The sequence below is a fragment of the Caenispirillum salinarum AK4 genome, assembly GCF_000315795.1.
Classification (GTDB): Bacteria; Pseudomonadota; Alphaproteobacteria; order Rhodospirillales; family Rhodospirillaceae; genus Caenispirillum; species Caenispirillum salinarum.
In genome coordinates this window covers 48,439-71,412 of record NZ_ANHY01000022.1, presented here as the reverse complement: position 1 = coordinate 71,412, position 22,974 = coordinate 48,439, and the positions used below count along the sequence as shown (strand labels likewise).

Genomic DNA, 22,974 nt, shown 5'->3' with positions numbered 1-22,974 from the left:
GAGGTCCGTTCATGCGCGGCGTGTTGCTGGGTGCCCTGATGCTTCTCGTCGCGCCCGCCGCCCGCGCGGCCGACGCTTTTCCCGATTCGGTGGACGCCTTTCACGGCACCCTGGGGCTGGAGGTGCTGACCGACCAGCTGCATTACCCGTGGAGCGTCGTCTTTCTGCCGGACGGCGACATGCTGGTCACCGAAAAGCACCCCGGCCGCCTGCGCCGGGTCGCCATGGACGGCACGGTAGGCCCGGCGCTCGCGGGCCTGCCGCCCATCTATGCCGAGGGCAACGGCGGCCTGCTGGGGCTGGCGCTCGACCCGGAGTTCGCCGCCAACCGCCGCATCTATTTCGCCTACAGCGAAGCCGGCGAGGGCACGGGCACCTGGGGCAACAACGCCGACGAGACGCAGGAGGCCGGGCTGAACGTCGCCCGCGCCGTGCTGCACGAGGACCGCGTCTCGGACGTGGAGGTGATCTTCCGCCAGGCGCCCAAGGTGGCCGACGTGCGCGACTTCGGCGGCCGCTTGGCCTTTGCGCCGGACGGCACGCTGTTCATCGGCACCGGCGACCGCTTCCTGCAGGCCGGCGTGCAGGACCTGTCGACGACCGTGGGCAAGCTGATCCGCATCAACCCGGACGGCAGCGTGCCCGCCGACAACCCCTTCGTCGGCCGCACGGATGCCGAACCCGCCATCTGGTCCTTCGGCCACCGCAACATTCTGGGGCTGGCGGTGCATCCCGACACCGGAGCGGTGTGGGAACTGGAACTGGGGCCGCTGGGCGGCGACGAGTTGAACATTCCCGCCGCCGGGGAAAACCACGGCTGGCCGCTGGTGAGCTGGGGTCGCCACTACGAGGGTCAGGCGATTCCCTCGCCGTCCACCCGCCCCGACCTGGCGGATGCGGTCTTCCACTGGACGCCGGTCATCTCGCCCTCGGGCATGACCTTCTACACCGGCACGGGCGGCGGCATCGCCGACTGGGCGGGCAACCTGCTGCTGGGCGGACTGTCGTCGGAGTCGCTCACCCGGCTGACGCTGTCGGATGCGCGGGTGGTCGGCGACGAGCGTATCTATCTCGGCACCCGCATCCGCGACGTGGCGGAGGGGCCGGACGGTGCGGTCTATCTGCTGACCGACGAGTCCGACGGCAAGATCGTGCGGGTCACCATGCAGGAGCGCGCGGCGAAGACGCTGGAATAATCGGCATGCGGCGGTTGTTGCGCGCGCAATCGTCTCGCCTTACCCTGCCATGTAAGCCGAAATATCACCGCCACGGGGACAGTATTGGGGGCGGTGCGCGCAGTTGGGGGTATCATGAACACGGATCCGGTCGCGGATCGCGGGACGCCATGGCCTGTGCCGGCGGGCGTGCTCGTGCGGGCGTTGGCGGAGTGCTCGGGGCTCATCCACGACCGACGCGACTGGACGCGCGCCGTCGACACCATGCTGGCGACGGTGGGACGGGTCACCGGAACGTCGCGGGTGTGGATCTTCCAGACGCTGGAGGTGACGGAGACCGAGGTCGTCCAGGACTACATCTTCGAATGGGCCGCATCCGCGCCGGTGGCGCAGCTTCACCTCAAGCGTTTCCGCCTGTTCCGCACCGCGATGGTGGCGCCCGACTACCGCGCCCTGGTGCAATCGCGGCTGCGTGGCGAGAGCACCGCCTTCCTCACCCGCGACCTTGCCCCCGGCAGCCATCTGCGCGACGACATGGACAGCCAGGCCATCACCGCCATGGCGACCGTGCCCATCATGCTCGACGGCGGGTGGTGGGGGACGCTGGGCCTGGACGACTGCAGGCGCGAGGTGCCGTGGAGCGCCGAGGAACTGGACTTCCTGCGCACCTGCGCCGACCTGATCGGAGCCCTGATCCACCGCCAGCGGCTGGACGACCGCACGCGCCAGCTTGCGGTCCTGGACTCCTCCGCCCACAGCGGCGTGTGGGACTGGGCATTCGATCCGGGGCGGCTGTGGTGCTCGGACGCCTTCTACCGCCTGCTCGGCTATCCGCCGCCGTACCCCAAGATGGCGCTGCGCAGCCTGCTGCACCACCTGGCGCCCGACCACCGCGAGGCCCTGATGGAGCGGGTGCGCCGCTGCACCGTCGGCACCAGCGAGTCCTTCCGGCTCGACGTCCAGGTGCGCACGCGCGGCGGGTCACGGGTGTGGTGGGAGGTCCGCGCCGATGCCGAGCGCGACGCCGACGGCCGCCTGAAGCGCATCGCCGGACTGGCGCTGGAGATCACCTCGCGCAAGCACGCCGAGCACTCCCTGCGCGACGCGGCCGACACCGACCCGCTGACCGGCGCGCTGAACCGCCGCGGCTTCGAGACGGTCGCCGCCCGGCGCATCGCGGCGACCGACGGGCCCGAGTCGCTGCAACTCCTGGCGCTGGACATCGATCATTTCAAGGCGGTCAACGACACCTACGGCCATGCGGTGGGTGACGTGGCCCTGCGGGCGGTGGCGGCGCGGGTGGGGGCCCACCTGCGCGACGGCGACCTGCTGGCGCGCGTGGGCGGCGAGGAGTTCGCCATCCTGCTGCACGGCGGCCCGAAGGCGGCGGAATCGGCAGCCGAGCGAATCCGTGCCGGAATCGCCGCCGAGCCGGTGGACTGCCTGGAGGAAGGCGGCCCGCCGGCCGGCCTGCCCCTGACGGCCAGCCTGGGCGTGGCGACCTTCGTGGCGGGCGAGGGCCTGAGCGGCGCCCTCAAACGCGCCGACACCGCCCTCTACGCCGCCAAGCGGGCCGGGCGAAACCGCGTGGTCCGCGCCGAGGGCATGGCCCACATGGGCGCGGCGTGAGGGCTGGGTGAAGCCACGGCCCTGGCTTCCTTCCTTCCTTCCTCAAAACCCCGGCCGCCAGGCGTCCTCGATGTGTTTCGGGGCCGTGCCCGGGGTCACCAGCATGACGTCGAAGCGGCAGTCCAGCTCGGCAAGCTCGGGATGGAGGGCGAGGAACACTTCGGCCGCGCGGGCGATGCGGCCCTGCTGGCGGGGCGTGACGCTTTCCGCCGCGTCGCCTTCCGCCTCGCGCGCCTTGACCTCGATGAACGCCAGCACCGCGCCGCGCCGGGCGATCAGGTCGATCTCGCCGGCGCCCTGGCCGCGCGGCGGGCGGAAGCGTTCGGCCACCAGCGCCCAGCCGGCGGCCTCCAGCGCCGCCACGCAGGCGGCTTCCGCCGTGCGGCCGCGGGTCTCGGCGGCGCGGCGGTCCTTGGTCGAGCGCACGGCGGGGCGGCGGAACAGCGGCAGCGCCATGCCTCAGCCCTTCGCCAGGTCGAGCGCCCGGGCGTAGACGGCGCGCTTTTTCAGTCCCGTCGCGGCGGCCACGGCGGCGGCGGCGTCGCGCACGCTCTCTCCGCGGTCCAGCGCGGCGCGCAGCATGGCATCGAGGTCTTCTTCCGTCGCGGCCTCGGCGGGAGCGGGCGGCCCGACGACGACCACCACCTCGCCCTTCGGCGCGGCCTCGGCGGCGTAGCGGGCGGCGAGGTCGGCCAGCGTGCCCCGGCGGGTTTCCTCGTACAGCTTGGTCAGTTCGCGGCAGACGGCGGCCTCGCGCCCCGCGCCCAGCACCTCCGCCATGTCGGCCAGGCTGGCGGCAAGGCGGCTCGGCCCCTCGTAGATGACCAGCGTCGCGCCGATGCCCGCCACCTCGGCCAGCCAGTCGCGGCGGGCCTTGGTCTTCTGGGGCGGGAAGCCGCAGAACAGGAAGCGGTCCGACGGCAGCCCCGCCACCACCAGCGCCGCGAGCGCCGCCGACGCGCCGGGCAGGGGGACGACCTTCAGCCCTTCCTCCACCACCGCGCGCACCAGCTTGTAGCCGGGGTCGGAGACCAGAGGCGTGCCGGCGTCGGAAACCAGCGCGACGGCGCCGCCGTTCTTCATCCGGTCGATGAGCTTGGGCCGTGCGGCTTCCGCGTTGTGCTCGTGATAGGGGGTCAACGGCGTCTGGATGTCCAGACGCCGCGCCATGTTGCCGGTCACGCGCGTGTCCTCGCAGGCGATCACGTCGGCGCCTTGCAACGTCTCCAGCGCGCGCAGGGTGATGTCGCCCAGGTTGCCGATGGGCGTCGCCACCACATACAACCCCGGGGGGAGACGATGCCTTTCGCCTTCCCCTCGCCTTAATGCGCCGCTAGGCTTGGGCCCAGTCGCGCCGTTACCGGAGGAGGTTGCCCGTGCCCCGCGCGGATCATCGTCAGCGCTTTCGTCTTCTGCCATCGCTCGCCGTCCTGGCACTTGTGTCGGTGGTGTCCGCCTGTGCGCAGCAACAGATAGCACCCGAACAGCCCCGGGTGGAAGCGCCGCGCCAGGCGCCGCCCGCCCAGCGCGCCGAACCCGCGCCGCCGCCGCCCACCGAGGTGGAGGACGGCTACCGCCGCGTCGCCCTGCTGGTGCCGCGCTCGGGCCGGGCCGCCGATGTCGGGCAGGCGCTGCTCAACGCCGCCCAGATGGCGGTGTTCGACGTGGCCGACGACCGCTTCGTGCTGCAGCCCTACGACACCCAGGGCACCCCGGACGGCGCCCGCGCCGCCATGGACAAGGCCCTGAGCGAAGGCGCGCAGCTTGTTCTCGGACCCCTGTTCGCCGACAACGTCCGCGCCGTGGCCCCGCAGGCCCAGGCAGCGGGGGTGAACGTGGTCAGCTTCTCCACCGACACCTCGGCGGCGGCCGACAACGTCTACGTCATGGGCCTGCTGCTCAGCGAGCAGGCCGAGGCCCTCGTGCGCTTCGCCCGCGGCCAGAACATGGACCGCTTCGCCGTGCTGGCGCCCTCCACCGCCTACGGCCGCGCCATGGCAGACGCCCTGCGCGACGTCACCGCGCGGGCCAATGCCGCGGTGGTGCAGGTGGAATACTTCAATCCGGGCGGTGCGCCGGACGAGGCCATCAAGCGCCTGACCAACCCTTCGGCCTCGCAGGCGGCGCTGGAGCGCCAGAAGCAGGAGCTGGCGGCCAGTCCCGACCCGGTGGCCCAGCGCGCCCTGCAGCGCCTGCAGCAGATCCAGGGCTCGGGCGACATCGGCTTCCAGGCCCTGCTGCTGCCCGAGAGCGGCCAGCAGCTGCGCGAGATCGCGGCCCTGCTGCCTTACTACGGCGTGCGGCCCGAGCAGGTGCAGTACATGGGCACCATGCTGTGGAACGACGACCGCCGCCTGGGCCAGGAGCCCGCGCTGGTCGGCGCGGTGTTCCCGGCGCCTTCGCCGCAGAGCAATGACTATTTCACCCGCCGCTACGGCAACGCCTACGGCACCACGCCGCCGGCGATCGCCAACGTGGGCTATGACGCCACCGCGCTCGCCGCCGTGCTGGCCAAGCGCAACGAGACCGCCCCCTTCGACGCCCGCGCGCTGACCAACCCGGAAGGCTTCGTCGGCGTCGACGGCCTGTTCCGCCTGCGCCAGGACGGCACGGTGGAACGCGGCTTCGCCATCCTGCGCGTCACGCGCGACGGGGCGCAGGTGGTGGCGCCGGCGCCCGAAAGCTTCCCCAGCGCCGCGGGCAGCTGAGGCGGCGGCTCGCGGCTGCCGCGTGATGGGCGTGAGGCGGGGGCGGACGCGCCCTCGCGCTCCCGGGCCGGGTGCGCTGGTCACGGCCTGCGGTAAGGCCGCAACGCGCGTTCGGCGTCGGGTGAGGTTTCCTGCCCTCCAGGGTCTCAGGAAACCGCTTGTTGCCGCCAAAGGCGTTGCAAGGGCGGCTGACGGAGCGTGTGGGCCGCGTCATTCCTGCGAAAGGGGCTGTAAAGAGATCGGTGAACGTTCCCCGACGGGCGCGCGGCAGGATGGTTGGCACCGGAGGTGGATTCCTGCTTTCGCAGGAATGACGGGTGATTTCTTGTTTCTATCACAGTAAGTTAAGGCCTCCGTCGCCCCTGCGAAAGCAAGGGCCCACCGACGCCGTCAACCGCCATTGCGACGCCTCTGGTGGCAACCAGCCGATTTCTTGACAGCCTCGACAGCAGGACTCCCCGTGCGGCGCCAAACAACCTGCCGCGGAGGCCGCCACCGCCTCAGTCGTCGGTCCCGGTGCCCTGTTCCTTAGGGCCTTCATACCATTGCGGCCATTGGCGCTGGACGATGGGGCCGTCGGCTGCGAGGGCGTGGCAGGTGTCGATGATCCGGGGACGCTCCGTCAACCCCTTGTTCTCGCCGGTCTTCTCCCGCTCGGCGTACATGGTCTGAAAGGCCGTCGTCGCCATGGGGCCGAGCAGCATCTCCACCAGATGCGTGCAGCCGTGCCGGCCGCCCAGCCGGGCGCGGACGTCCTTGCGGAAGCCGGGGCCGATGCGCAGGCCCTCCAGCTTGGTAAAATCCGGGTTGATGTCCTTGCAGATGGTGAAGGGGCCGTAATCGGTCACCGCCTCGGCCGAGCGGATCAGCATGGTGCGGTCGATGGTCAGGCGCAGCCACATGCCGTGCAGCGGCTCGCCGGCCTCGATCCGGCCACGGTCCTGGTTGGAAAAGCCGTAGGTCTTGGTGTCGACCAGATGGCCCTCGATGTCGTACAGCCCGTCTTCGCGGCGGAAGCCTTCCACTTCGACGGTCCGCGTGTGCTGCTTCTCGCGGGCGACGCTCGGCGGGGTCAGGGGCATGGGCGTGGACTCTCCAGGATTCGGCACGGCGGACGGATGCCGACCATCATGGTCGGGCTTTCCGTTTACGTCAACGTCATGCCCTTTTCGCATCCCGTCAAGGGCCGCACGTGCAACGGCCGCCGGTCCGGTGCGGAGCGGCGGCCGTTTCTCGGTGTGGCAAGCGTGCCGTCAGGCGGGCGCGGTGCCGTAGTTCTCGCCGAAGATGTAGGCGTCGCGGTTGCGGATGTCGCTTTCCAGTTCGGACTGCACGACGGCATAGAGATCGCGGATGGACACCATGCCGACGGGCCTGCCGTCCTTGACCACCGGCAGGTGGCGGTAGTTGTGCTCGCGCATCATCTTCAGCGCGGTCATGGCCGGATCGTCCGCTTCCAGGGTGTCGGGATCGGCGGTCATGATCTCTTCCACCCGCGTCGTCTGCGGGTCCACGCCGCGGGCGACGGCCCGGGCGGCGATGTCACGTTCCGTCATGATGCCGATCAGCCGCTCGTCGCGCACGATCATCACGGCCGCGATGTTGCGGTCGCGCATCAACTCGGCGGCGGTGCGCACGGTGGTTTCCGGCGCGACGATGGACAGGGTCTGCTCGCGGGGAATGATATCCGGAACGATCTTCGCCATGGCGCTCTCCCTGACAGCCTGAGACCTGTGTGTCTTGTGTTCGCTGAGCCTTTTGTCCGGCGCACGTCTTTCGCGTTGCGTTGCGTTGCGAAACTTCAGTGTGCCAGCGCACAAGCGGGCGTCAAGAGAATTACCTAGCGCCGAACTAAGGAATTAGTGCATCCCTGAAAGAGTGGCAGGCGTTGCGGGTCCGATCATCCCGAGGGCTGGGCCGTGTCCTCGTCGTGCTTCTCCTCCTCGGCGACCGGCGTGACGCGGATGGACGTGATCTGGTTGCGGTGGCGGCGCAGCACCTCGAACCGGAAGCCGTGGAACAGGAAGGTCTGGCCGGGGTCGGGGATGGAGCGGCTTTCGTGCAGCACCAGGCCTGCGATGGTGGCGGCTTCCTCGTCGGGCAGGTCCCATTCGAACTGCCGGTTGAGGTCGCGGATGGTCACCCCGCCATCGATGACGAAGGACCCGTCGGGCTGCGGCCGCACGCCCGAGACGGCGATGTCGTGTTCGTCGGAAATCTCGCCGACGATTTCCTCCAGGATGTCTTCCAGCGTCACGATGCCCAGCAGCACGCCGTATTCGTCGACCACCAGCGCAAAGTGCTCGCGCCGCTGGCGGAAGGCCTGCAGCTGGTCCAGCAGGCGCGTGGCGTCGGGGATGAACCACGGCGGCGAGGCGATGGCGACGATGTCCAGGTCCGAGATGTCGCCGGAATGGGCCTCCACGGCGCGCAGCAGCGCCTTGGCGTGCAGGATGCCGACGATGTTGTCGGACTTGCCGCGCCACAGCGGAATGCGGGTGTAGGGGCTGGCGAGCACCTGGCGCACGATGTCGGACGTCGGCTGGTCGGCGTCGATGGTGACCAGCTTGCCGCGCGGCACCATGATCTCGGACACCTCGACGTCGGCCAAGTCCAGCACGCTGCGCAGCATGGCGCGTTCATGCGCGATGACCTTCTCGCCGCCGGCCTCGGCGGCTTGCGCCGTGTGCATCTCGATGGCGCCACGCAGTTCGGCCAGCGCCATGGAGGACGTGTGCGGCCGCTCGCCGCCGCCGACCACCTTCAGGGTCACCGAGACCATGCCCTGGATGACGCTGGTCAGCGGCTGGAAGATGGTCACCAGCACCCGCATGATCGGCGCCACGCCCAGCGCCATGCGGTGGGTGTGGGTCAGGGCGTAGGTCTTGGGCAGGATCTCGGAAAAGATCAGGATCATGATGGTCATGACCACGGTGGCCATGGCCACGCCGCCCTCGCCGAACAGCCCGATCAGCACGCTGGTCGCGAGCGCCGAGGCCAGGATGTTGACCAGGTTGTTGCCCAGCAGGATGGTGGCGATCAGCCGCTCGCGCTTGATGAGCAGGCCGTTGGCAATGCCGGCGCGGGTGTCGCCCTTGCGCTCAAGCTCGCTGATCAGGGGGCGCGATGCGGCCGTCAGCGCCGTCTCGGAGCCCGAGAAGAAGGCGGACAGGACAAGGCAAACCAGGATCGCGACGATGGAGACGATCATGGCGGTGGTCATGGTGGAACCGTCCTTGAGATGGGCGGAAGAGGGATGGCGGGCAGGGTGAACGGTCAGGAGGCGGCGACGGCCTCGGCCACGGTGGCGCGCAGGGCCTCCGGCGCCACGTCGCGGGTCAGGAACGCCTGGCCGATGCCGCGCGCCAGCACGAAGGTCACCTTGCCCTCGGCGACCTTCTTGTCCGACGCCATGTGGGCGATCAGCCGGTCGGTGTCCAGGCGCGCACCCTCCAGGCGCGGCGGCGTCACCGGCAGGCCGACGGCCGCCAGGTGGGCGCGCACCCGCGCGGCGTCCTCGGCGGGGCAAAGGTCGAGCCGCGCCGACAGGTCGAAGGCCATGACCATGCCGATGGCAACCGCCTCGCCGTGCAGCAGCGTTCCGCCGTAGCCGCATTCGGCCTCCAGCGCGTGGCCGAAGGTGTGGCCCAGGTTCAGCAGCGCCCGGCGGCCGCCCTCGCGCTCGTCCTCGGCCACGACGCGGGCCTTGGCGGCGCAGGAGGTGAGGATGGCGGCGCGGCGCTGGGCCTCGTCGCCCGCGATCAAGGCGGTGCCGTCGCGCTCCAGGCGCTCGAAGAAGGCCGGGTCGTCGATCAGGCCGTATTTCACGACCTCGGCATAGCCGGCCAGCAACTCGCGCCGGTCCAGCGTGCCCAGCGTGTCGGTGTCGATGAGCACCAGGCGCGGCTGGTGGAAGGCGCCCACTAGGTTCTTGCCAAAGGGCGTGTTGATGCCGGTCTTGCCGCCGACCGAACTGTCCACCTGCGACAGCAGCGTCGTCGGCACCTGCACGAAGTCCACCCCGCGCAGCAGCGCGGCGGCGGCGAATCCCGCCAGGTCGCCCACCACGCCGCCGCCCAGGGCGACGACGGTGGTCGCCCGCTCGCAGCGGGCCTCCAGCATGGCGTTCAGCAGGCGTTCGAAGGTGGCGTAGCTTTTGGACGCCTCGCCGGGTGCGATAATGTAGGCGTCGTGGCGGATGCCGGCGGCATCCAGGGCTGCGGTCAGGGTGCCCAGGTGCAGGCCGGCGACCGTCTCGTCGGTGACGATGAAGACCCGTTTCTGCCGCAGCACCGGCGCCATGAGCCGTCCGGCCCCGCCCAGCAGGCCGGCACCGACAAGAATGTCGTAGGACCGGTCGCCCAGGTCCACGCGCAAGGTTTCCGGGGCGGCGGAAGGATCGGCGGAAACGGCGGTCACGGGTCGGTCTCCACGGGTTCGGGCGGGGGCGAATCGTTGGCGTCCAGCCAGTCGCGCAGGGCGTCGAGCACGCGGCCGGTGGTGGTGTCGGGGCTTTCCTCGCCGGCGTCGACGGTGACGTCGGCGGTCTCGTAGACGGGGTAGCGCTGGGCCATCAGGCTTTCCAGCTTGGCGCGCGGGTCGCCCTGGTTGAGCAGCGGCCGGTGGCCGCGCCCGGCGGTGCGGCGCACCAGCAGGTCCAGGTCGGCGCGCAGCCACACGCTGATGCCGCGCCGCTTGACGCGCCGGCGCGTCTCCGGGCACATGAAGGCGCCGCCGCCGGCGGCCAGCACGCAGACCGGGCCGTCCAGCAATCGCGCCATCACCTTGCGCTCGCCCTCGCGGAAGGCGTCCTCTCCCAGGGTCGCGAAGATGTCGGCGATGGACTGGCCGGCGGCCTTTTCCACCTCGTGGTCGGCGTCGATGAAGGGGACGTGCAGGCGCTGCGCCAGCCGCTTGCCGACGACGCTCTTGCCCGCGCCCATCAGCCCCACCAGCACGACGGTGCGCGGCAGGGTCAGCGGGCCCGTGCCATCGGGAGTGATCCAGCCGGTGCTCAACTGCGCCCTCCGTCGCCGCGTTGCGCCGGATTCGCCAAGGGATTAAACTGCCGTGCGGTTGCCATAATCGGTTCCTATAGCACACCGCGCCCGGGCTGTCCCGGCCCTGGTCAAAGGTTTTCGAACTCGCCCGCCGCCCACCTGGAACCTGTCCGCCGGATCGTGAGGACGTCTCCCCCATCATGCGCACTTTGTCCCGCATTCTCCTTCTGCTTCTGCTCGCGGTGATCGTCGCCGGCGTCGGCTTCCTGGCAACCTGGGAAATGCCGCCGCCGACCGAGCGCATGGAAAAGGTGATCGACAATGACCGCTTCCAGAACCGCTAGGGCGGCGGCCGCCGCCTGCGCCCTGGCGGCCCTGGCCGCCGCCGCTCCGGCGCTGGCGGAGACGGCGGGGCCGGTGAGCCTGTTTCCTGGCGCCGGGGGCGGGACGGACGCGCCGTCGGCCCCCGCGCCGTCGGCCCCCGCACCCGCCGCGCCCGCCGCACCGTCCGTCCTGGCGGGCGGTGCCATCGCCGTGCAGCCGCTGGACCGGATCAGCCTGGCCGCCGTCGGCGCGCTGGACGCGGCGGAAAGCGGCCTGCCGCACGACATGTGGGCCGGCACGCCGGCGCCGCTGGCCGCGACGCTGGTGACCAAGCTGCCCGTCGGCGCGCCGTCGCCGGTCATGCACGGGTTGATGACCCGCCTGCTGGCCGCCACCGCCGGGGCGCCCGACCCACTGGCAGGCGAGGCGGCGGGGCCGGATTTCCTGGCCGCCCGCATCGAGGCGCTGCGCCACCTGGGCGCCTTCGGCCTGGCGCTGACCCTGGCCGACGCGGCGCCCGAGGCCGCACGGACCGAGGCGGTGCGCCGGGCGCGGCTGGACGTGATGCTGTCGCAGGTGTCCGCCGACCCTGAAACACCGCTGCCGGCGCCGCTGTGCCAGGCGGCACGGGAGGGGCTGGCGGCCTTCGATGGTCCCTATTGGCAGAAGGTGACGGCGGTCTGCGACCTCGCCACCGGACGCGAGGCGCCGGCGCAGATGGCCATGGCCATGCTGCGGGAGACGGGGCACGAGGACCCGGCCTTCTTCTATCTGGCCGACCGCATGACCAACGTGACCCCGGCCTCGCTGGAGGCCCTGCCGGCGCCCGAGCCGCTGACGCTCGCCATGGTCCGCCGGGCCGGCGATCCGCTGCCCGAGGAGGCTTTGTCGTCGATGGCCGCGCCCTGGCTTGCCGCTGCCGTGGCGACGGGCGGGCCGGGCACGGCCGCCGAACGGCTGGCCGCTGCCGAGCAGGCTGCCGTGGCGGGCGCACTGGATGCGACCGGGCTGGCCGACGCCTACCGCACGGCCGATTTCTCTGTGCAGGAAATGCAGGCGCCGCTGGGCGGCGGCCCCGCCACCCCGCGAGAGCGGGCGCGGCTGGCGCGGCTGGCGGCGCTTCAGGAGACGCCGGCACTCAAGGCCGAGGCCCTGGACGCCGCGCTCGCCGCCGCCGCCGGGGAGCCGGTGGAGACCGCCACCGCCCGCCTGCACGCCGACGCCATCGCGGCCCTTGCGCCGGCGCCGGAGCTGGCCTGGTTCGCGCCGTCCGCCGTCCGCGCCCTGCTGGCCGCCGGGCGGGTGGAGGCGGCGGGGCCCTGGATCGACGCCCTGGCGCAGATGCGCGGCGGAGCGGCGGCCCGCGACCAGGCGCTTCTGACGCCCCTGGTGCGGGTGGCGGGCGCACCCTCGGACGGCACGGCGCCGGCCGTCGGCCGCGTGCTGGCGGAGTGGCGGGCGCTGCGGGCGGCGGAGGCCGAGGATCACGGCGCCGACCTGCCCCTGCTCGACCGCCGACACACGCTGCTGCTGGGACTGCTTCAGGCCATGGGCGAGCCCATCGGCGCCGGCGCCTGGCAGCCGGTGCTGCTGGACGCCATCGTCGACGCCGCGCCGGCCATGCCCGACGCCGCCATCCTGCGCGCGCTGGACGGGGCGGCGGCCGAGGGCCGGGTGGGCGAGGTGGTGGCGCTGGCGCTCATCGCCATCGGCCCGGACGGCCCCGACGCCGTGCATCCCGAGGCCCTGTTCCGGGCCGTCGCGGCGCTCAAGGCCGTGGGGCTGGAGACGGACGCTCGCGCGCTCGCCCTGGAAGCCCTGGCGGCGGCGGGGGTGTGAAGGGCCTCATGATCGACCGCCACGTCGAACGCTTCCTGGAAATGATGGTCGCCGAGCGGGGGGCGAGCCCCCGCACGGTGGACGCCTATCAGCGCGACCTGTCGGACCTGGGCGCCTTCCTCGCCCGGCGCGGCAAGGGCGCCGAGGCGACCGAAGCCGAGGACCTGCGGGCCTATCTGGCCGCCCAGGCCGATGCCGGCATGGCGACGCGCACGGTCAACCGGCGCCTGTCGGCCCTGCGGCAGTTCTTCCGGTTCCTGTTCGCCGAGGGGTTGCGCGGCGATGATCCCAGTTCCACCATCCAGACCGTGCCCATGGGCCGGTCCCTGCCCAAATACCTGTCGGAAGCGGAGGTGGAGCGCCTGCTGGCCGCCGCCAAGGCGCTGGAGGGGGCGCGCGGCGTGCGGGCGACGGCGCTGATGGAAGTCCTTTATGCCACGGGCCTGCGCGTGTCCGAACTCGTCTCCCTGCCGCTGGCGGCGGTGGCGCGGGATCAGGCGGTGCTGGTGGTGCGCGGCAAGGGGAACAAGGAGCGCATGGTGCCGCTGACCGACGCGGCGCGGGCGGCGGTGCGGGAGTGGATTCCCGTGCGCGACGGCCTGCTGGGCGACAAGAAGGCGGCGCGGAACCGCTGGCTGTTCCCCTCGCGTGCCCGGGACGGCCACCTGACCCGCGACGGCTTCACCAAGATGCTGGCCGACATCGCGGTGGCGGCCGGGCTGCCGCCGTCCAAGGTCTCGCCCCACGTTCTGCGCCACAGCTTTGCGAGCCACCTGCTGGCCCACGGCGCCGACCTGCGCAGCGTGCAGCAGATGCTGGGGCATGCCGACATCTCGACGACGCAGATCTACACGCACGTGCTGGACGAACGCCTGAAGCGGCTGGTGAACGAACACCATCCCCTGGCTGGCTGAAAAAGGGCGTCAGCCGGATCCCAGCGCGCGACTGCGCGCCGCCGCCCCTGCAGCGCGAGCCTTGGCGGCGAAGCCGCCGCCCGGCGCCTGAGGGCGGACAGAGTCCTTCAACACATGACAGGCGCGCCCTTGGCTTCTATAGTCCGGCCCGCCGCACCGCCCGGAGGCTGTGACCAGGCGGACGGAATCACGACACGCTCGAAGGCAAGGACCAGGCGCATGACCAGTGAAAAGATCGGTGTGATGATCTGCGGACACGGCAGCCGCGACACGGCAGCCGTGGAGGAATTCAACAAGCTCGCCGTGCACCTGCGCGAGCGGCTGCCGCAGTACCCCGTCGAGAGCGGCTTCCTGGAGTTCGCCCACCCGATCCTGCGCGACGGCATGGAAAAGCTGCGCGATCAGGGCGTCAACCACATCCTGGCGGTGCCCGGGATGCTGTTCGCCGCCGGCCACGTGAAGAACGACCTGCCGTGGGAGGTCAACGCCTTCGGCGCCGAGTACCCCGATATCAAGATCGAGTTCGGCCGCGAGCTGGGCATCGACACCAAGCTTCTGAAGGCCGCCAAGGCGCGCATCGAGGAAGCCGAGGCCGCCTGCGACACGCAGGTGGACCGCAAGGACACCCTGCTGATGGTGGTCGGCCGCGGCACCAACGACAGCGACAGCAACTCCAACATCTCCAAGGTCGCGCGCATGCTGTGGGAAGGCATGGGCTTCGGCTGGGCCGAAGTGTGCTTCTCGGGCGTGGCTCATCCGCGGGTGGATGCGGGGCTTGAAATGGCGTCGCGCCTGGGCTTCAAGCGCATCATCGTCTTCCCGTACTTCCTGTTCACGGGCATTCTCGTGCGCCGCATCTACGACCAGACGGACGGCGTCGCCGCCAATCATCCCGGCGTGGAGTTCGTCAAGGCCGGCTATCTGAACGACCACCCGCAGGTGATCGAGACCTTCGTTGAGCGGGTGACCGACATCCTGGGCGGCAACGTGGCCATGAACTGCCAGCTGTGCAAGTACCGCGAGCAGGTCATCGGCTACGAGGGCGAGGTGGGCGCCGTGCAGGCGGGCCACCATCACCACGTGCGCGGCATCGGCACCGACGGCGATCATCACCACCACCACCACCACCATGGTCACCACCATCACCACCACGGTCACGGCCACCATCACGGCCACGATCATGACCACGGTCATTCCCACGATCACGAGAAGGCCGAGTAAGAGCCTCCGCCGGGACCCTTCATCATGACCGACGGGCGTTACGACTACCTGCGCGATCCCGCCGCCATCTACGCCGAGTCCTTCGCCGCCATCGAGCGCGAGGCCGACCTGTCCGTCGTGCCCGAGGACCTGCGGCCGCTGGCGGTGCGGGTCATCCACGCCTGCGGGATGACCGATGCCGTCCACGACCTGGCCGCCGATCCTCACGCCGTCTCGGCGGCGCGGGCGGCGCTGGCGGCCGGGCATCCGGTGCTGACCGACGTGGAGATGGTGGCGCGCGGCGTGATCTCGCGCCGCCTGAAGGGGCCGGTGGTCTGCACGTTGAAGCGGCCGGAAGTGGACATCATCGCGCATCGCCACGGCACCACCCGGTCGGCGGCGGCCGTCGACCTGTGGCGGGACAAGATGTTCGGTGCCGTGGTCGCCATCGGCAACGCACCGACCGCCCTGTTCCGCCTGCTGGAACTGCTGCACGAGGGCGCGCCGCGCCCGGCGGTCATCCTGGGCTTCCCGGTGGGCTTCGTCGGCGCCGTCGAGAGCAAGGAGGCGCTGATCGAGGACGCGCCGAAGCTGGGCGTGCCCTTCATCACCCTGCGGGGCCGGCGCGGCGGCTCGGCCATGGCGGCGGCGGCGGTAAACGCCCTGGCGGCCCCCCTGTCCGTCGAGCAGGAGGAGCGCCGGTGATCGCGCCCGCGCCCTGGCTCACCGTCGTCGGCATCGGGGAGGACGGCCTGGACGGCCTTTCCCCGGCCGCCCGGTCGGTGGTCGAGGAGGCTGCCGTGCTTGCCGGCGGGGCGCGGCACTTGGCGCTTGCACCGGAAACGGATGCAGTGCGCATAGAATGGTCCTCGCTGGAAGAAACGCTGGCCGCCATCGAGTCGCGGCGCGGAACGCCCGGCGTGGTGGTCCTGGCGAGCGGCGACCCCATGCTCTACGGCCTGGGCGCGACGCTGGCGCGGCGCTTCGACCCGGCGGAAATGGTGGTGCTGCCGCACGCCAGCGCCTTCAGCCTAGCCGCCGCCCGCATGGGCTGGCCGGTGCAGGACTGCCGGCTGCTCACCGTCCACGGCCGCCCGCTGGAGGGCCTGATCCCGCACCTGACCCCCGGCGCCCGCCTGCTGGTGCTGTCGGCGGACGGGACCAGCCCGGCGGCGGTGGCGGCGCTTCTGACCCGCCACGGCTTCGGCCCGTCGGCCATCACCGCGCTCTGGCACATGGGCGGCCCCCGCGAAGGCCGGCGGGAGGGCACGGCCGAGGCCTGGGACGGCGAACCGGTGCCCGACCTCAACACCCTTGCCGTCGCCTGCGAGGCCGACGCCGGCGCCCGCGTGCTGCCGCGCACGCCGGGCCTGCCGGACGATGCCTTCCGCCATGATGGACAGCTGACCAAGCGCGTGGCCCGCGCCGCCACCGTCTCCGCCCTCGCGCCCCTGCCGGGGCAGGTGCTGTGGGATATCGGCGCCGGCTGCGGATCGGTCGCCATCGAATGGATGCGCGCGGCCGACGGCGCCCAGGCCGTCGCCGTCGAACTCCACGCCGGCCGCCGCGCCATGATCGCCGAGAACGCCGCCACGCTGGGCACACCGGGCCTGCGCGTGGTCGCCGGCGAGGCCCCCGCCGCGCTGGCCGAGGCCGGACCGGCGCCCGATGCCGTCTTCGTCGGCGGCGGCGTCTCGCGCCCCGGAATGCTGGACGCGGCGTGGAACGCGCTCAAGCCCGGCGGGCGGCTGGTCGCCAACGCCGTCACCGCCGAGGCGGAGGCGCGCTTGATCGACCGGCGCGCGGCCTGGAACGGCACGCTCACCCGCATCAGTGCGAGCCACCTGAAGGAAACCCCCGGCGGCCTGCATGTGTGGGACGCGCTGGCGCCGGTCACCCAGCTTGTGGCGGTGAAACCATGACGGCCCCCGGCACCCTTTACGGCCTGGGCGTCGGCCCCGGCGATCCGGAACTGGTGACGCTCAAGGCGTTGCGGCTCTTGCGTGCCTGCCCCGTCATCGCCTGGCCTGCCAACCCGGAAGGGCATTCCATGGCGCGCGCCGTGGTGGCGGAGTGGATTCATCCCGGCAAGATCGAGGTCCCCATCGTCATGGACTTCGTCTCGAAGGGGCGCGAATCGGCGCTGGCGGCCTATGACGCCGCCGCCGACACGCTTGCCGGTCATCTGGCCGAGGGCCGCGACGCCGCCGTGCTGTGCGAGGGCGATCCGCTGTTCTACGGCTCGTTCATGTACCTGCTGGAGCGCCTTGCCGGCCGGTTCCCCGTCGCGATCGTCCCCGGCATCACCAGCGTCGCCGCCTGCGCCGCCGTGGCCGCGCGCCCCGTGGTGTCGCTGGACGAGGGGCTGACGGTCCTTCCCGCCACGCTGCCCGAGGACGCCCTGTCCGCCCGTCTCGCCGCGACCGAGGCCGCCGCCGTCATGAAGCTCGGCCGCCACCTGCCCAAGGTCGCCGCCGTGCTCGACCGCCTGGGCCGGGCCGAGGGCGCCGTAGTCGTGGTGCGCGCCGGCCATGAAGACCAGCGCGTGCTGTCGCTGCCCGAGGCGCTCTCCGAGGGCGTCCCCTATTTCTCCCTCCTGCTGACCCGGAACCGCCCATGACCTCGCCCGCGCCCGTCCTGCTCTGCCTGAACGACACCGGCCTCGCCATCGCCGCGCGCCTGAAAGCCGCCGCCCTGCCCGATGCCGAGGTCCACGGCCTGCGCGGACGGGCGGACGGCGCCGATGTGGCCTTCGACGACACCATGGCCCACGTCCGTGCCCTGTTCGCCGCCGGGCGGCCCATCATCGGCGTCTGCGCGAGCGGCATCCTCATCCGTGCCGTCGCGCCGGTGCTGGGCGACAAGCAGGCGGAGCCGCCGGTGGTCGCCGTGGCGCAGGACGGATCGTGCGCCGTGCCGCTGCTGGGCGGTCACCACGGCGCCAACGCGCTCGCCCGCCGCATCGCCGAGGCGCTGGAGGGCGCGGCCGCCGTCACCACCGCCGGCGACGTCACCCACGGCATCGCCCTGGACGAGCCGCCCAAGGGCTGGAGCCTCGCCAATCCCGCCGCTGCCAAGCCCGTCATGGCCGCGCTGGCGGCCGGGCAGCCGGTGACGGTGGAGGGGGATGCGCCCTGGCTCGCCGCCCTGCCCCAGTCCGACGCCGCCGCCCACGTCATCCGGGTGACGGAGCGGCTGGATGTGGGCCGGGACGCGCTGGTGATCCACCCGCCGGTGCTGGCCGTCGGCGTCGGGTGCGAGCGCGGCGATGATCCGGCCGAGGTGGCGACGCTGGTCAGCGACACGCTCGCCCGCGCCGGCCTCTCGGAAAAGGCCGTTGCCTGCGTCTGCTCGCTGGACCTGAAGGCCGACGAGGCCGCCGTGCGCGCCGTCGCCGCCATGCTGGGCGTGCCGGCCCGCTTCTTCACCGCCGAGGAACTGGAGCGCGAAACGCCGCGCCTGCAAACCCCCTCCGAGGTCGTCTTCGCGGAAGTGGGCTGCCATGGGGTGTCCGAGGGCGCCGCGCTCGCCGCCGCCGGGCCCGAGGCGACGCTCATCGTGCCCAAGAAGAAGACCACCCGCGCCACCTGCGCCGTCGCCCTGGCGCCCACGCCCATCGACGCGGGCGCCGTGGGGCGCGGCCTGGGGCGGCTGACGGTGGTGGGCATCGGCCCCGGCCAGGACGGCTGGCGCACGCCCGCCGTCTCCGCCGCCGTGGCGGGCGCGACCGACCTTGTCGGCTACGGCCTCTATCTCGACCTGCTCGGCCCGGCCGCCAAGGGCAAGACCTGGCACCAGTCCGACCTGGGGGCGGAGGCCGACCGCGCCCGCGTCGCCCTGGACCTAGCCGGCGAGGGCCGCGACGTGGCCCTGGTGTGCTCCGGCGATGCCGGCATCTATGCCCTGGCGACCCTGGTGTTCGAGCTGATCGCGACGGAAGCCAACCCCGCCTGGCGCTTCGTCGACCTCACGGTGGAGCCCGGCGTCTCCGCCATCCAGGCCGCCGCCGCGCGCTCCGGCGCGCCCATCGGGCATGACTTCTGCACCATCAGCCTGTCGGACCTTCTGACCCCGTGGGACGTCATCGACGCCCGCCTGCACGGCGCGGCGGCGGGCGACTTCGTGGTGGCCTTCTACAACCCCGTCTCCAAGCGCCGGCGCGACCATCTGGCGCGGGCGCGGGACGTGCTGCTGACCGGCCGCCCCGGCACCACGCCGGTGGTGCTGGCCCGCAACCTGGGCCGGCCGGACGAAAGCGTCACCTTCACCACCCTTGCCGAACTTTCGCCCGATATGGCCGACATGCTCACGCTTGTGATGGTCGGCAACCGCGAAAGTCGCCTCGTTGAGCAGGGCGGGCGCGTTTGGCTTTATACGCCGCGCGGCTACGCGGCCAAGCTGACCGCCACCGGAGACGCTCAACCGGCAGGAGAGTGACACCATGACCCGATCCGCATCCGCCCTGATCCTTTCGACCGCGCTCGCGGCCCTGCTGACCGCCGCCGGCCCCGCCATGGCCGCCCCGCCGGAGGGCAAGGGCAAGCCCGACCACGCCGGCGGCCCCTCCAAGGGCCAGGGCCAGGGCAACGGCACCGAGGCCCTGATCGCGCCGCTGAGGAAGGGCGAGGCGGATGTCGGCGACATCATCCTCGACACCGTGCTGACGGAGGTGGAGCGCCGCCTCATCCGCGACTACTTCGCGGGCACCGACCGCTCCAGGCTGCCGCCGGGCCTGGCCAAGCGCGACCAGCTGCCGCCCGGCCTCGCCCGGCAGGTGCAGCGCAACGGCACCCTGCCGCCGGGCCTCGCCCCCGAGCCGCTGCCCCGCGACCTGATCGACCGCCTGCCCCGCCGCGGCCAGGGCATCGACCGCGTGGTGGTGGGTTCCGACGTCATCCTCATCGAGCAGGGGACGCGGCTTATCCTCGACATCATGGAGAACGTACTGTCGTCATGACCGTCCATTTCATCGGCGCCGGTCCCGGCGCGCCCGACCTCATCACCGTGCGCGGCCTGAAGCTCATCCAGAAGTGCCCCGTCGTGCTCTACGCCGGGTCGCTGGTGCCGGCCGAGGTGGTGGCGGAAGCGCCCGAGGGGGCGAAGGTGGTCGACACCGCGCCCCTGCACCTGGACCAGATCATCGCGCTGATGGAAGAGGCCCATGCGCAGGGCCACGATGTCGCCCGCGTGCACTCCGGCGACCCCAGCCTCTACGGCGCCATCGCGGAACAGATCCGGCGGCTGGAGGCGCTGGACATCCCCTACGACGTGACGCCCGGCGTGCCGGCCTTCGCGGCGGCGGCGGCGGAGCTGTGCCAGGAACTCACCCTGCCCGACGTCAGCCAGTCCATCGTGCTGACCCGGACGGCGGTGCGGTCCTCGGCCATGCCCAACAACGAAACCCTGGCCGCCTTCGGCGCCACGGGCGCGACGCTGGCCCTGCACCTGTCGGTCAACAACCTCAAGCATGTGGTGGACGAACTCACCCCCCACTACGGCGCCGATTGCCCGGTGGTGGTCATCTACCGCGCGACCTGGCCGGACCAGATGGTGATCCGGGGGCGGCTGTCGGACATCCGCCCGAAGGTGAAGGAGTCGGGGATCACCCGCACGGCGCTCATCCTGGTGGGGCGGGTGCTGGAGGAAGGCGGCGCCGAGTTCACCGACAGCCGGCTCTATGCCGCCGATCATACGCACGTTCTTAGGCCGAAGGCTGGGTGATACAGCTTCCAGGGGCTTCCGCCCCCGGAGCCCCTGATCGAGAGGCACAGCCTCTCGAACTCTCCAGTTTTTTGTTTAGTAATAAGAGACTGGGAGGTTTGGAGGGCTGTGCCCTCCAAGCGGGGTTCGGGGCCGCGGCCCCGAGCGCGCAGCGCTTGTTGAAGGAAATGGAATGGACGCCCTGTTCGCCGCCGATGCCGGCACCCTCGTGGCCCTGGTCGCCGCCCTGCTGGCGACGGGTGTCGTGGCGGGTGTTCTGGCGGGGTTGCTGGGGGTGGGCGGGGGCATCGTCATCGTGCCCATGCTCTACCACCTGTTCACCCTGATCGGCGTGGACGAGGGCGTGCGGATGCATGTGGCCGTCGGCACCTCGCTCGCGACCATCATCCCGACGTCGATAAGCTCCATCCGCGCCCATTGGAAGCGCGGCTCGGTGGATGTGGATTTGCTGAAACGCTGGGGGCCGTGGGTCTTCGTCGGCGTGGTGATCGGTACCGTGATCGGCGGCACCGTGGGCGGGGCCGCGCTGACGGGCGTCTTCGCCGCCGTGGCTCTACTGGTTTCCGCCAACATGGCCTTCCGGAAGGAGGGCTGGACCCTGCGCGAGGGCCTGCCGGCCCTGCCGGGACAGGCGGCCATGGCGACGGTGATCGGCGGGATCTCGGTAATGATGGGCATTGGCGGCGGCACGCTGTCGGTGCCGACGCTCTCGGCCTTCGCCTACCCCATCCGCCGCGCGGTCGGCACGGCGGCGGCGATCGGGCTGATTATCGGCGTGCCGGGTGCGATCGGGTTCCTGGTCTCCGGTCTGGGAGCGGAGGGCCTGCCGCCGGGGACGGTGGGCTACGTGAACCTCATCGGCTTCGCGGTGATCGTGCCTTGTACCGTACTGGCCGCGCCGCTGGGTGCCAGGATCGCCCACACCATCAACCCGAGGATGCTGCGGGCGGCGTTTGCGCTGTTCCTGTTCGCCACCGCTGCCCGCATGATCTACGGCCTTGCGACCTGAGCTATTTCTGGAAGCAGTTGTCCACCAGCTGCTCGAACGCCCGGGCGCGGTGGCTCATGGCGTGTTTCTTCTCCGGCTCCATCTCGCCGAAGGTGATGGTGTGGCCCTCGGGGCGGAAGATCGGGTCGTAGCCGAAGCCCTTCGTCCCCGTCGGCGGCCAGGAAATCACCCCGTCCACCGTGCGCTCGAACACCTCCACGTGCCCGTCCGGCCAAGCGAGGCACAGCGCGCAGATGAATTGCGCGCGCGGGTCGTCCTTGCCGACCATCTCTGTGTTCACCCGCTTCATGGCGATGCCGAAGTCCTTCCCCGGCCCCGCCCAGCGCGCGGAATAGATGCCCGGCGCGCCGTCCAGCGCATTCACCGACAAGCCGCTGTCGTCGGACAGGGCGGGAAGGCCGGAGGCCTCCGCCGCCGCCTTGGCCTTCAGGATGGCGTTCTCGGCAAACGTCACGCCCGTCTCCTCGGGCTCGGGCAGGTTCAGGTCGCCGGCCGACACCGCTTCCACCCTGAAGGGGCGCAAGAGGTCGTTGATCTCGCGCACCTTGCCGGGGTTGTGGCTGGCGACGACCAGGCGGCCGCCCTCGAACTTGCGTGCCATGGGTCGTAGCGCTCCCTCAGTCCAGGCCCAGCGCGGCGCGCTGCTTGGTGGCCAGTTCGGCGATGCCGGCCGTTGCCAGGTCCATCATGGCGGTCAGTTGGCTCTGCTCGAAGGGGTGTTCCTCGGCGGTGGTCTGGACCTCGACGATCAGCCCCTTGGCGGTCATGACGAAGTTGGAGTCGGCGTCGGCGCTGCTGTCCTCGGCATAATCCAGGTCCAGCACCGGCGTGCCCTTGTAGATGCCGCAGGACACCGCCGCCACCTCGTCGGTCATGGGCACGGCCGACAGCACGCCCAGGCTCACCAGCTTCTGGAAGGCCTGGTACAGCGCCACGTAGCCGCCGGTGATGGAGGCGCAGCGGGTGCCGCCGTCGGCCTGGATGACGTCGCAGTCCACCTTGATCTGCATCTCGCCCATGCCCTTGAGGTTCACCACCGAGCGCAACGAGCGGCCGATGAGGCGCTGAATTTCCTGGGTGCGGCCCGACTGCTTGCCGCGCGCGGCCTCGCGGTCGCCGCGGGTGTGGGTGGCGCGCGGCAGCATGCCGTATTCCGCCGTCACCCAGCCGCGTCCCTGGCCGCGCAGCCAGGGCGGCACGCGCTCGTCCACGCTGGCGGTGCACAGCACATGGGTGTCGCCGAAGCGGATGAAGCACGATCCCTCGGCGTGTTTGGCGAAGCCCGGTTCCAGGGTGACCGGGCGAAGGGCGTCGGCGGCGCGGCCGGAAGGTCGCATGGGGTGTACCTCTCGTTGGGGGAGCCGTTGGGACTCGGCGGAATCCGTTGCCCGGCAGGCTAGCGCCTCCACCGGCGCTTGAAAAGGCCGTGCATCCGGGCATGGCGGGCGCGTTGAC

At 71.6% G+C, this 22,974-nt stretch carries 23 protein-coding genes; 14 read left to right on the top strand and 9 right to left on the bottom strand.

Going from position 1 to position 22,974, the window contains the following annotated elements; translation table 11 throughout:
• The first annotated feature begins 11 nt into the window (after positions 1 to 11).
• Both C882_RS20120 and C882_RS20115 read left to right on the top strand, forming a co-directional pair.
• Positions 12 to 1,196, top strand: coding sequence for a PQQ-dependent sugar dehydrogenase (locus tag C882_RS20120; protein ID WP_009542528.1), 1,185 nt, complete (start codon positions 12 to 14; stop codon positions 1,194 to 1,196).
• 114 nt (positions 1,197 to 1,310) lie between these two features.
• A complete protein-coding gene (locus C882_RS20115; RefSeq protein WP_052000237.1) occupies positions 1,311 to 2,804 on the top strand; it encodes a sensor domain-containing diguanylate cyclase in 1,494 nt (497 codons plus the stop codon).
• Positions 2,805 to 2,846: 42 nt separating this feature from the next.
• Here the strand turns inward: C882_RS20115 and C882_RS20110 are convergent, their stop codons facing one another.
• Both C882_RS20110 and rsmI read right to left on the bottom strand, forming a co-directional pair.
• Positions 2,847 to 3,260 (bottom strand): YraN family protein, encoded by a 414-nt coding sequence (locus tag C882_RS20110; RefSeq protein WP_009542526.1) that lies wholly within the window; start codon positions 3,258 to 3,260, stop codon positions 2,847 to 2,849.
• Between the two features lie 3 nt (positions 3,261 to 3,263).
• Positions 3,264 to 4,088, bottom strand: coding sequence for a 16S rRNA (cytidine(1402)-2'-O)-methyltransferase (gene rsmI / locus C882_RS20105; RefSeq protein WP_009542525.1), 825 nt, complete (start codon positions 4,086 to 4,088; stop codon positions 3,264 to 3,266).
• 92 nt (positions 4,089 to 4,180) lie between these two features.
• Between rsmI and C882_RS20100 the strand changes: the two genes are divergently transcribed.
• Positions 4,181 to 5,512 carry a penicillin-binding protein activator gene (locus tag C882_RS20100; RefSeq protein WP_043646771.1) on the top strand — a complete coding sequence of 444 codons (1,332 nt, stop codon included), beginning with the start codon at positions 4,181 to 4,183 and terminating at the stop codon, positions 5,510 to 5,512.
• A 500-nt stretch (positions 5,513 to 6,012) separates the two neighbouring features.
• On the opposite strand, the gene C882_RS20095 is transcribed toward C882_RS20100, so the two are convergent.
• The 5 genes from C882_RS20095 to C882_RS25580 form a co-directional block, all read right to left on the bottom strand.
• Entirely contained in the window at positions 6,013 to 6,594 is a 582-nt protein-coding gene (locus C882_RS20095) for a DUF2889 domain-containing protein (RefSeq protein ID WP_009542522.1), read from the bottom strand.
• A gap of 171 nt (positions 6,595 to 6,765) precedes the next feature.
• A complete protein-coding gene (locus C882_RS20090) occupies positions 6,766 to 7,218 on the bottom strand; it encodes a CBS domain-containing protein (protein ID WP_009542521.1) in 453 nt (150 codons plus the stop codon).
• 194 nt (positions 7,219 to 7,412) lie between these two features.
• Entirely contained in the window at positions 7,413 to 8,735 is a 1,323-nt protein-coding gene (locus C882_RS20085; RefSeq protein WP_009542520.1) for an HlyC/CorC family transporter, read from the bottom strand.
• A 53-nt stretch (positions 8,736 to 8,788) separates the two neighbouring features.
• Positions 8,789 to 9,931: a 3-dehydroquinate synthase gene (gene aroB, locus C882_RS25585; protein WP_009542519.1), complete on the bottom strand. Its 1,143-nt coding sequence runs from the start codon at positions 9,929 to 9,931 to the stop codon at positions 8,789 to 8,791.
• Positions 9,928 to 10,530, bottom strand: a complete 603-nt coding sequence (locus C882_RS25580) for a shikimate kinase (protein WP_009542518.1) — start codon at positions 10,528 to 10,530, stop codon at positions 9,928 to 9,930. Before C882_RS25580 ends, aroB begins: the two co-directional genes overlap by 4 nt.
• 182 nt (positions 10,531 to 10,712) lie before the next feature.
• Between C882_RS25580 and C882_RS25295 the strand changes: the two genes are divergently transcribed.
• From C882_RS25295 to C882_RS20025, 11 genes are all read left to right on the top strand, one after another.
• Positions 10,713 to 10,856, top strand: a complete 144-nt coding sequence (locus tag C882_RS25295; protein WP_009542517.1) for a hypothetical protein — start codon at positions 10,713 to 10,715, stop codon at positions 10,854 to 10,856.
• Entirely contained in the window at positions 10,834 to 12,675 is a 1,842-nt protein-coding gene (locus C882_RS20070) for a hypothetical protein (protein WP_009542516.1), read from the top strand. The genes C882_RS25295 and C882_RS20070 overlap by 23 nt, the downstream gene beginning before the upstream one ends.
• 8 nt (positions 12,676 to 12,683) lie before the next feature.
• Complete coding sequence (gene xerD / locus C882_RS20065; RefSeq protein WP_043646832.1) at positions 12,684 to 13,589, top strand: site-specific tyrosine recombinase XerD; 906 nt, start codon at positions 12,684 to 12,686, stop codon at positions 13,587 to 13,589.
• Between the two features lie 219 nt (positions 13,590 to 13,808).
• Complete coding sequence (locus C882_RS20060; RefSeq protein WP_201448402.1) at positions 13,809 to 14,810, top strand: sirohydrochlorin chelatase; 1,002 nt, start codon at positions 13,809 to 13,811, stop codon at positions 14,808 to 14,810.
• A 24-nt stretch (positions 14,811 to 14,834) separates the two neighbouring features.
• A complete protein-coding gene (locus C882_RS20055; protein WP_009542512.1) occupies positions 14,835 to 15,494 on the top strand; it encodes a precorrin-8X methylmutase in 660 nt (219 codons plus the stop codon).
• Positions 15,491 to 16,711 (top strand): bifunctional cobalt-precorrin-7 (C(5))-methyltransferase/cobalt-precorrin-6B (C(15))-methyltransferase, encoded by a 1,221-nt coding sequence (locus C882_RS20050; RefSeq protein WP_009542511.1) that lies wholly within the window; start codon positions 15,491 to 15,493, stop codon positions 16,709 to 16,711. Before C882_RS20055 ends, C882_RS20050 begins: the two co-directional genes overlap by 4 nt.
• A complete protein-coding gene (gene cobI, locus C882_RS20045) occupies positions 16,708 to 17,409 on the top strand; it encodes a precorrin-2 C(20)-methyltransferase (protein ID WP_009542510.1) in 702 nt (233 codons plus the stop codon). The genes C882_RS20050 and cobI overlap by 4 nt, the downstream gene beginning before the upstream one ends.
• Positions 17,406 to 19,226 (top strand): precorrin-3B C(17)-methyltransferase, encoded by a 1,821-nt coding sequence (cobJ, locus tag C882_RS20040; RefSeq protein ID WP_009542509.1) that lies wholly within the window; start codon positions 17,406 to 17,408, stop codon positions 19,224 to 19,226. The genes cobI and cobJ overlap by 4 nt, the downstream gene beginning before the upstream one ends.
• Positions 19,227 to 19,230: 4 nt before the next feature.
• Positions 19,231 to 19,746 (top strand): hypothetical protein, encoded by a 516-nt coding sequence (locus C882_RS23590; RefSeq protein ID WP_009542508.1) that lies wholly within the window; start codon positions 19,231 to 19,233, stop codon positions 19,744 to 19,746.
• Positions 19,743 to 20,510 carry a precorrin-4 C(11)-methyltransferase gene (gene cobM / locus C882_RS20030; protein WP_009542507.1) on the top strand — a complete coding sequence of 256 codons (768 nt, stop codon included), beginning with the start codon at positions 19,743 to 19,745 and terminating at the stop codon, positions 20,508 to 20,510. Before C882_RS23590 ends, cobM begins: the two co-directional genes overlap by 4 nt.
• A gap of 172 nt (positions 20,511 to 20,682) precedes the next feature.
• Positions 20,683 to 21,519, top strand: a complete 837-nt coding sequence (locus tag C882_RS20025) for a sulfite exporter TauE/SafE family protein (RefSeq protein ID WP_009542506.1) — start codon at positions 20,683 to 20,685, stop codon at positions 21,517 to 21,519.
• Position 21,520: 1 nt separating this feature from the next.
• On the opposite strand, the gene rdgB is transcribed toward C882_RS20025, so the two are convergent.
• Positions 21,521 to 22,120, bottom strand: a complete 600-nt coding sequence (gene rdgB / locus C882_RS20020) for an RdgB/HAM1 family non-canonical purine NTP pyrophosphatase (protein WP_009542505.1) — start codon at positions 22,118 to 22,120, stop codon at positions 21,521 to 21,523.
• A gap of 16 nt (positions 22,121 to 22,136) precedes the next feature.
• Positions 22,137 to 22,856, bottom strand: a complete 720-nt coding sequence (rph, locus tag C882_RS20015) for a ribonuclease PH (RefSeq protein ID WP_009542504.1) — start codon at positions 22,854 to 22,856, stop codon at positions 22,137 to 22,139.
• Positions 22,857 to 22,974 lie beyond the last annotated feature (118 nt).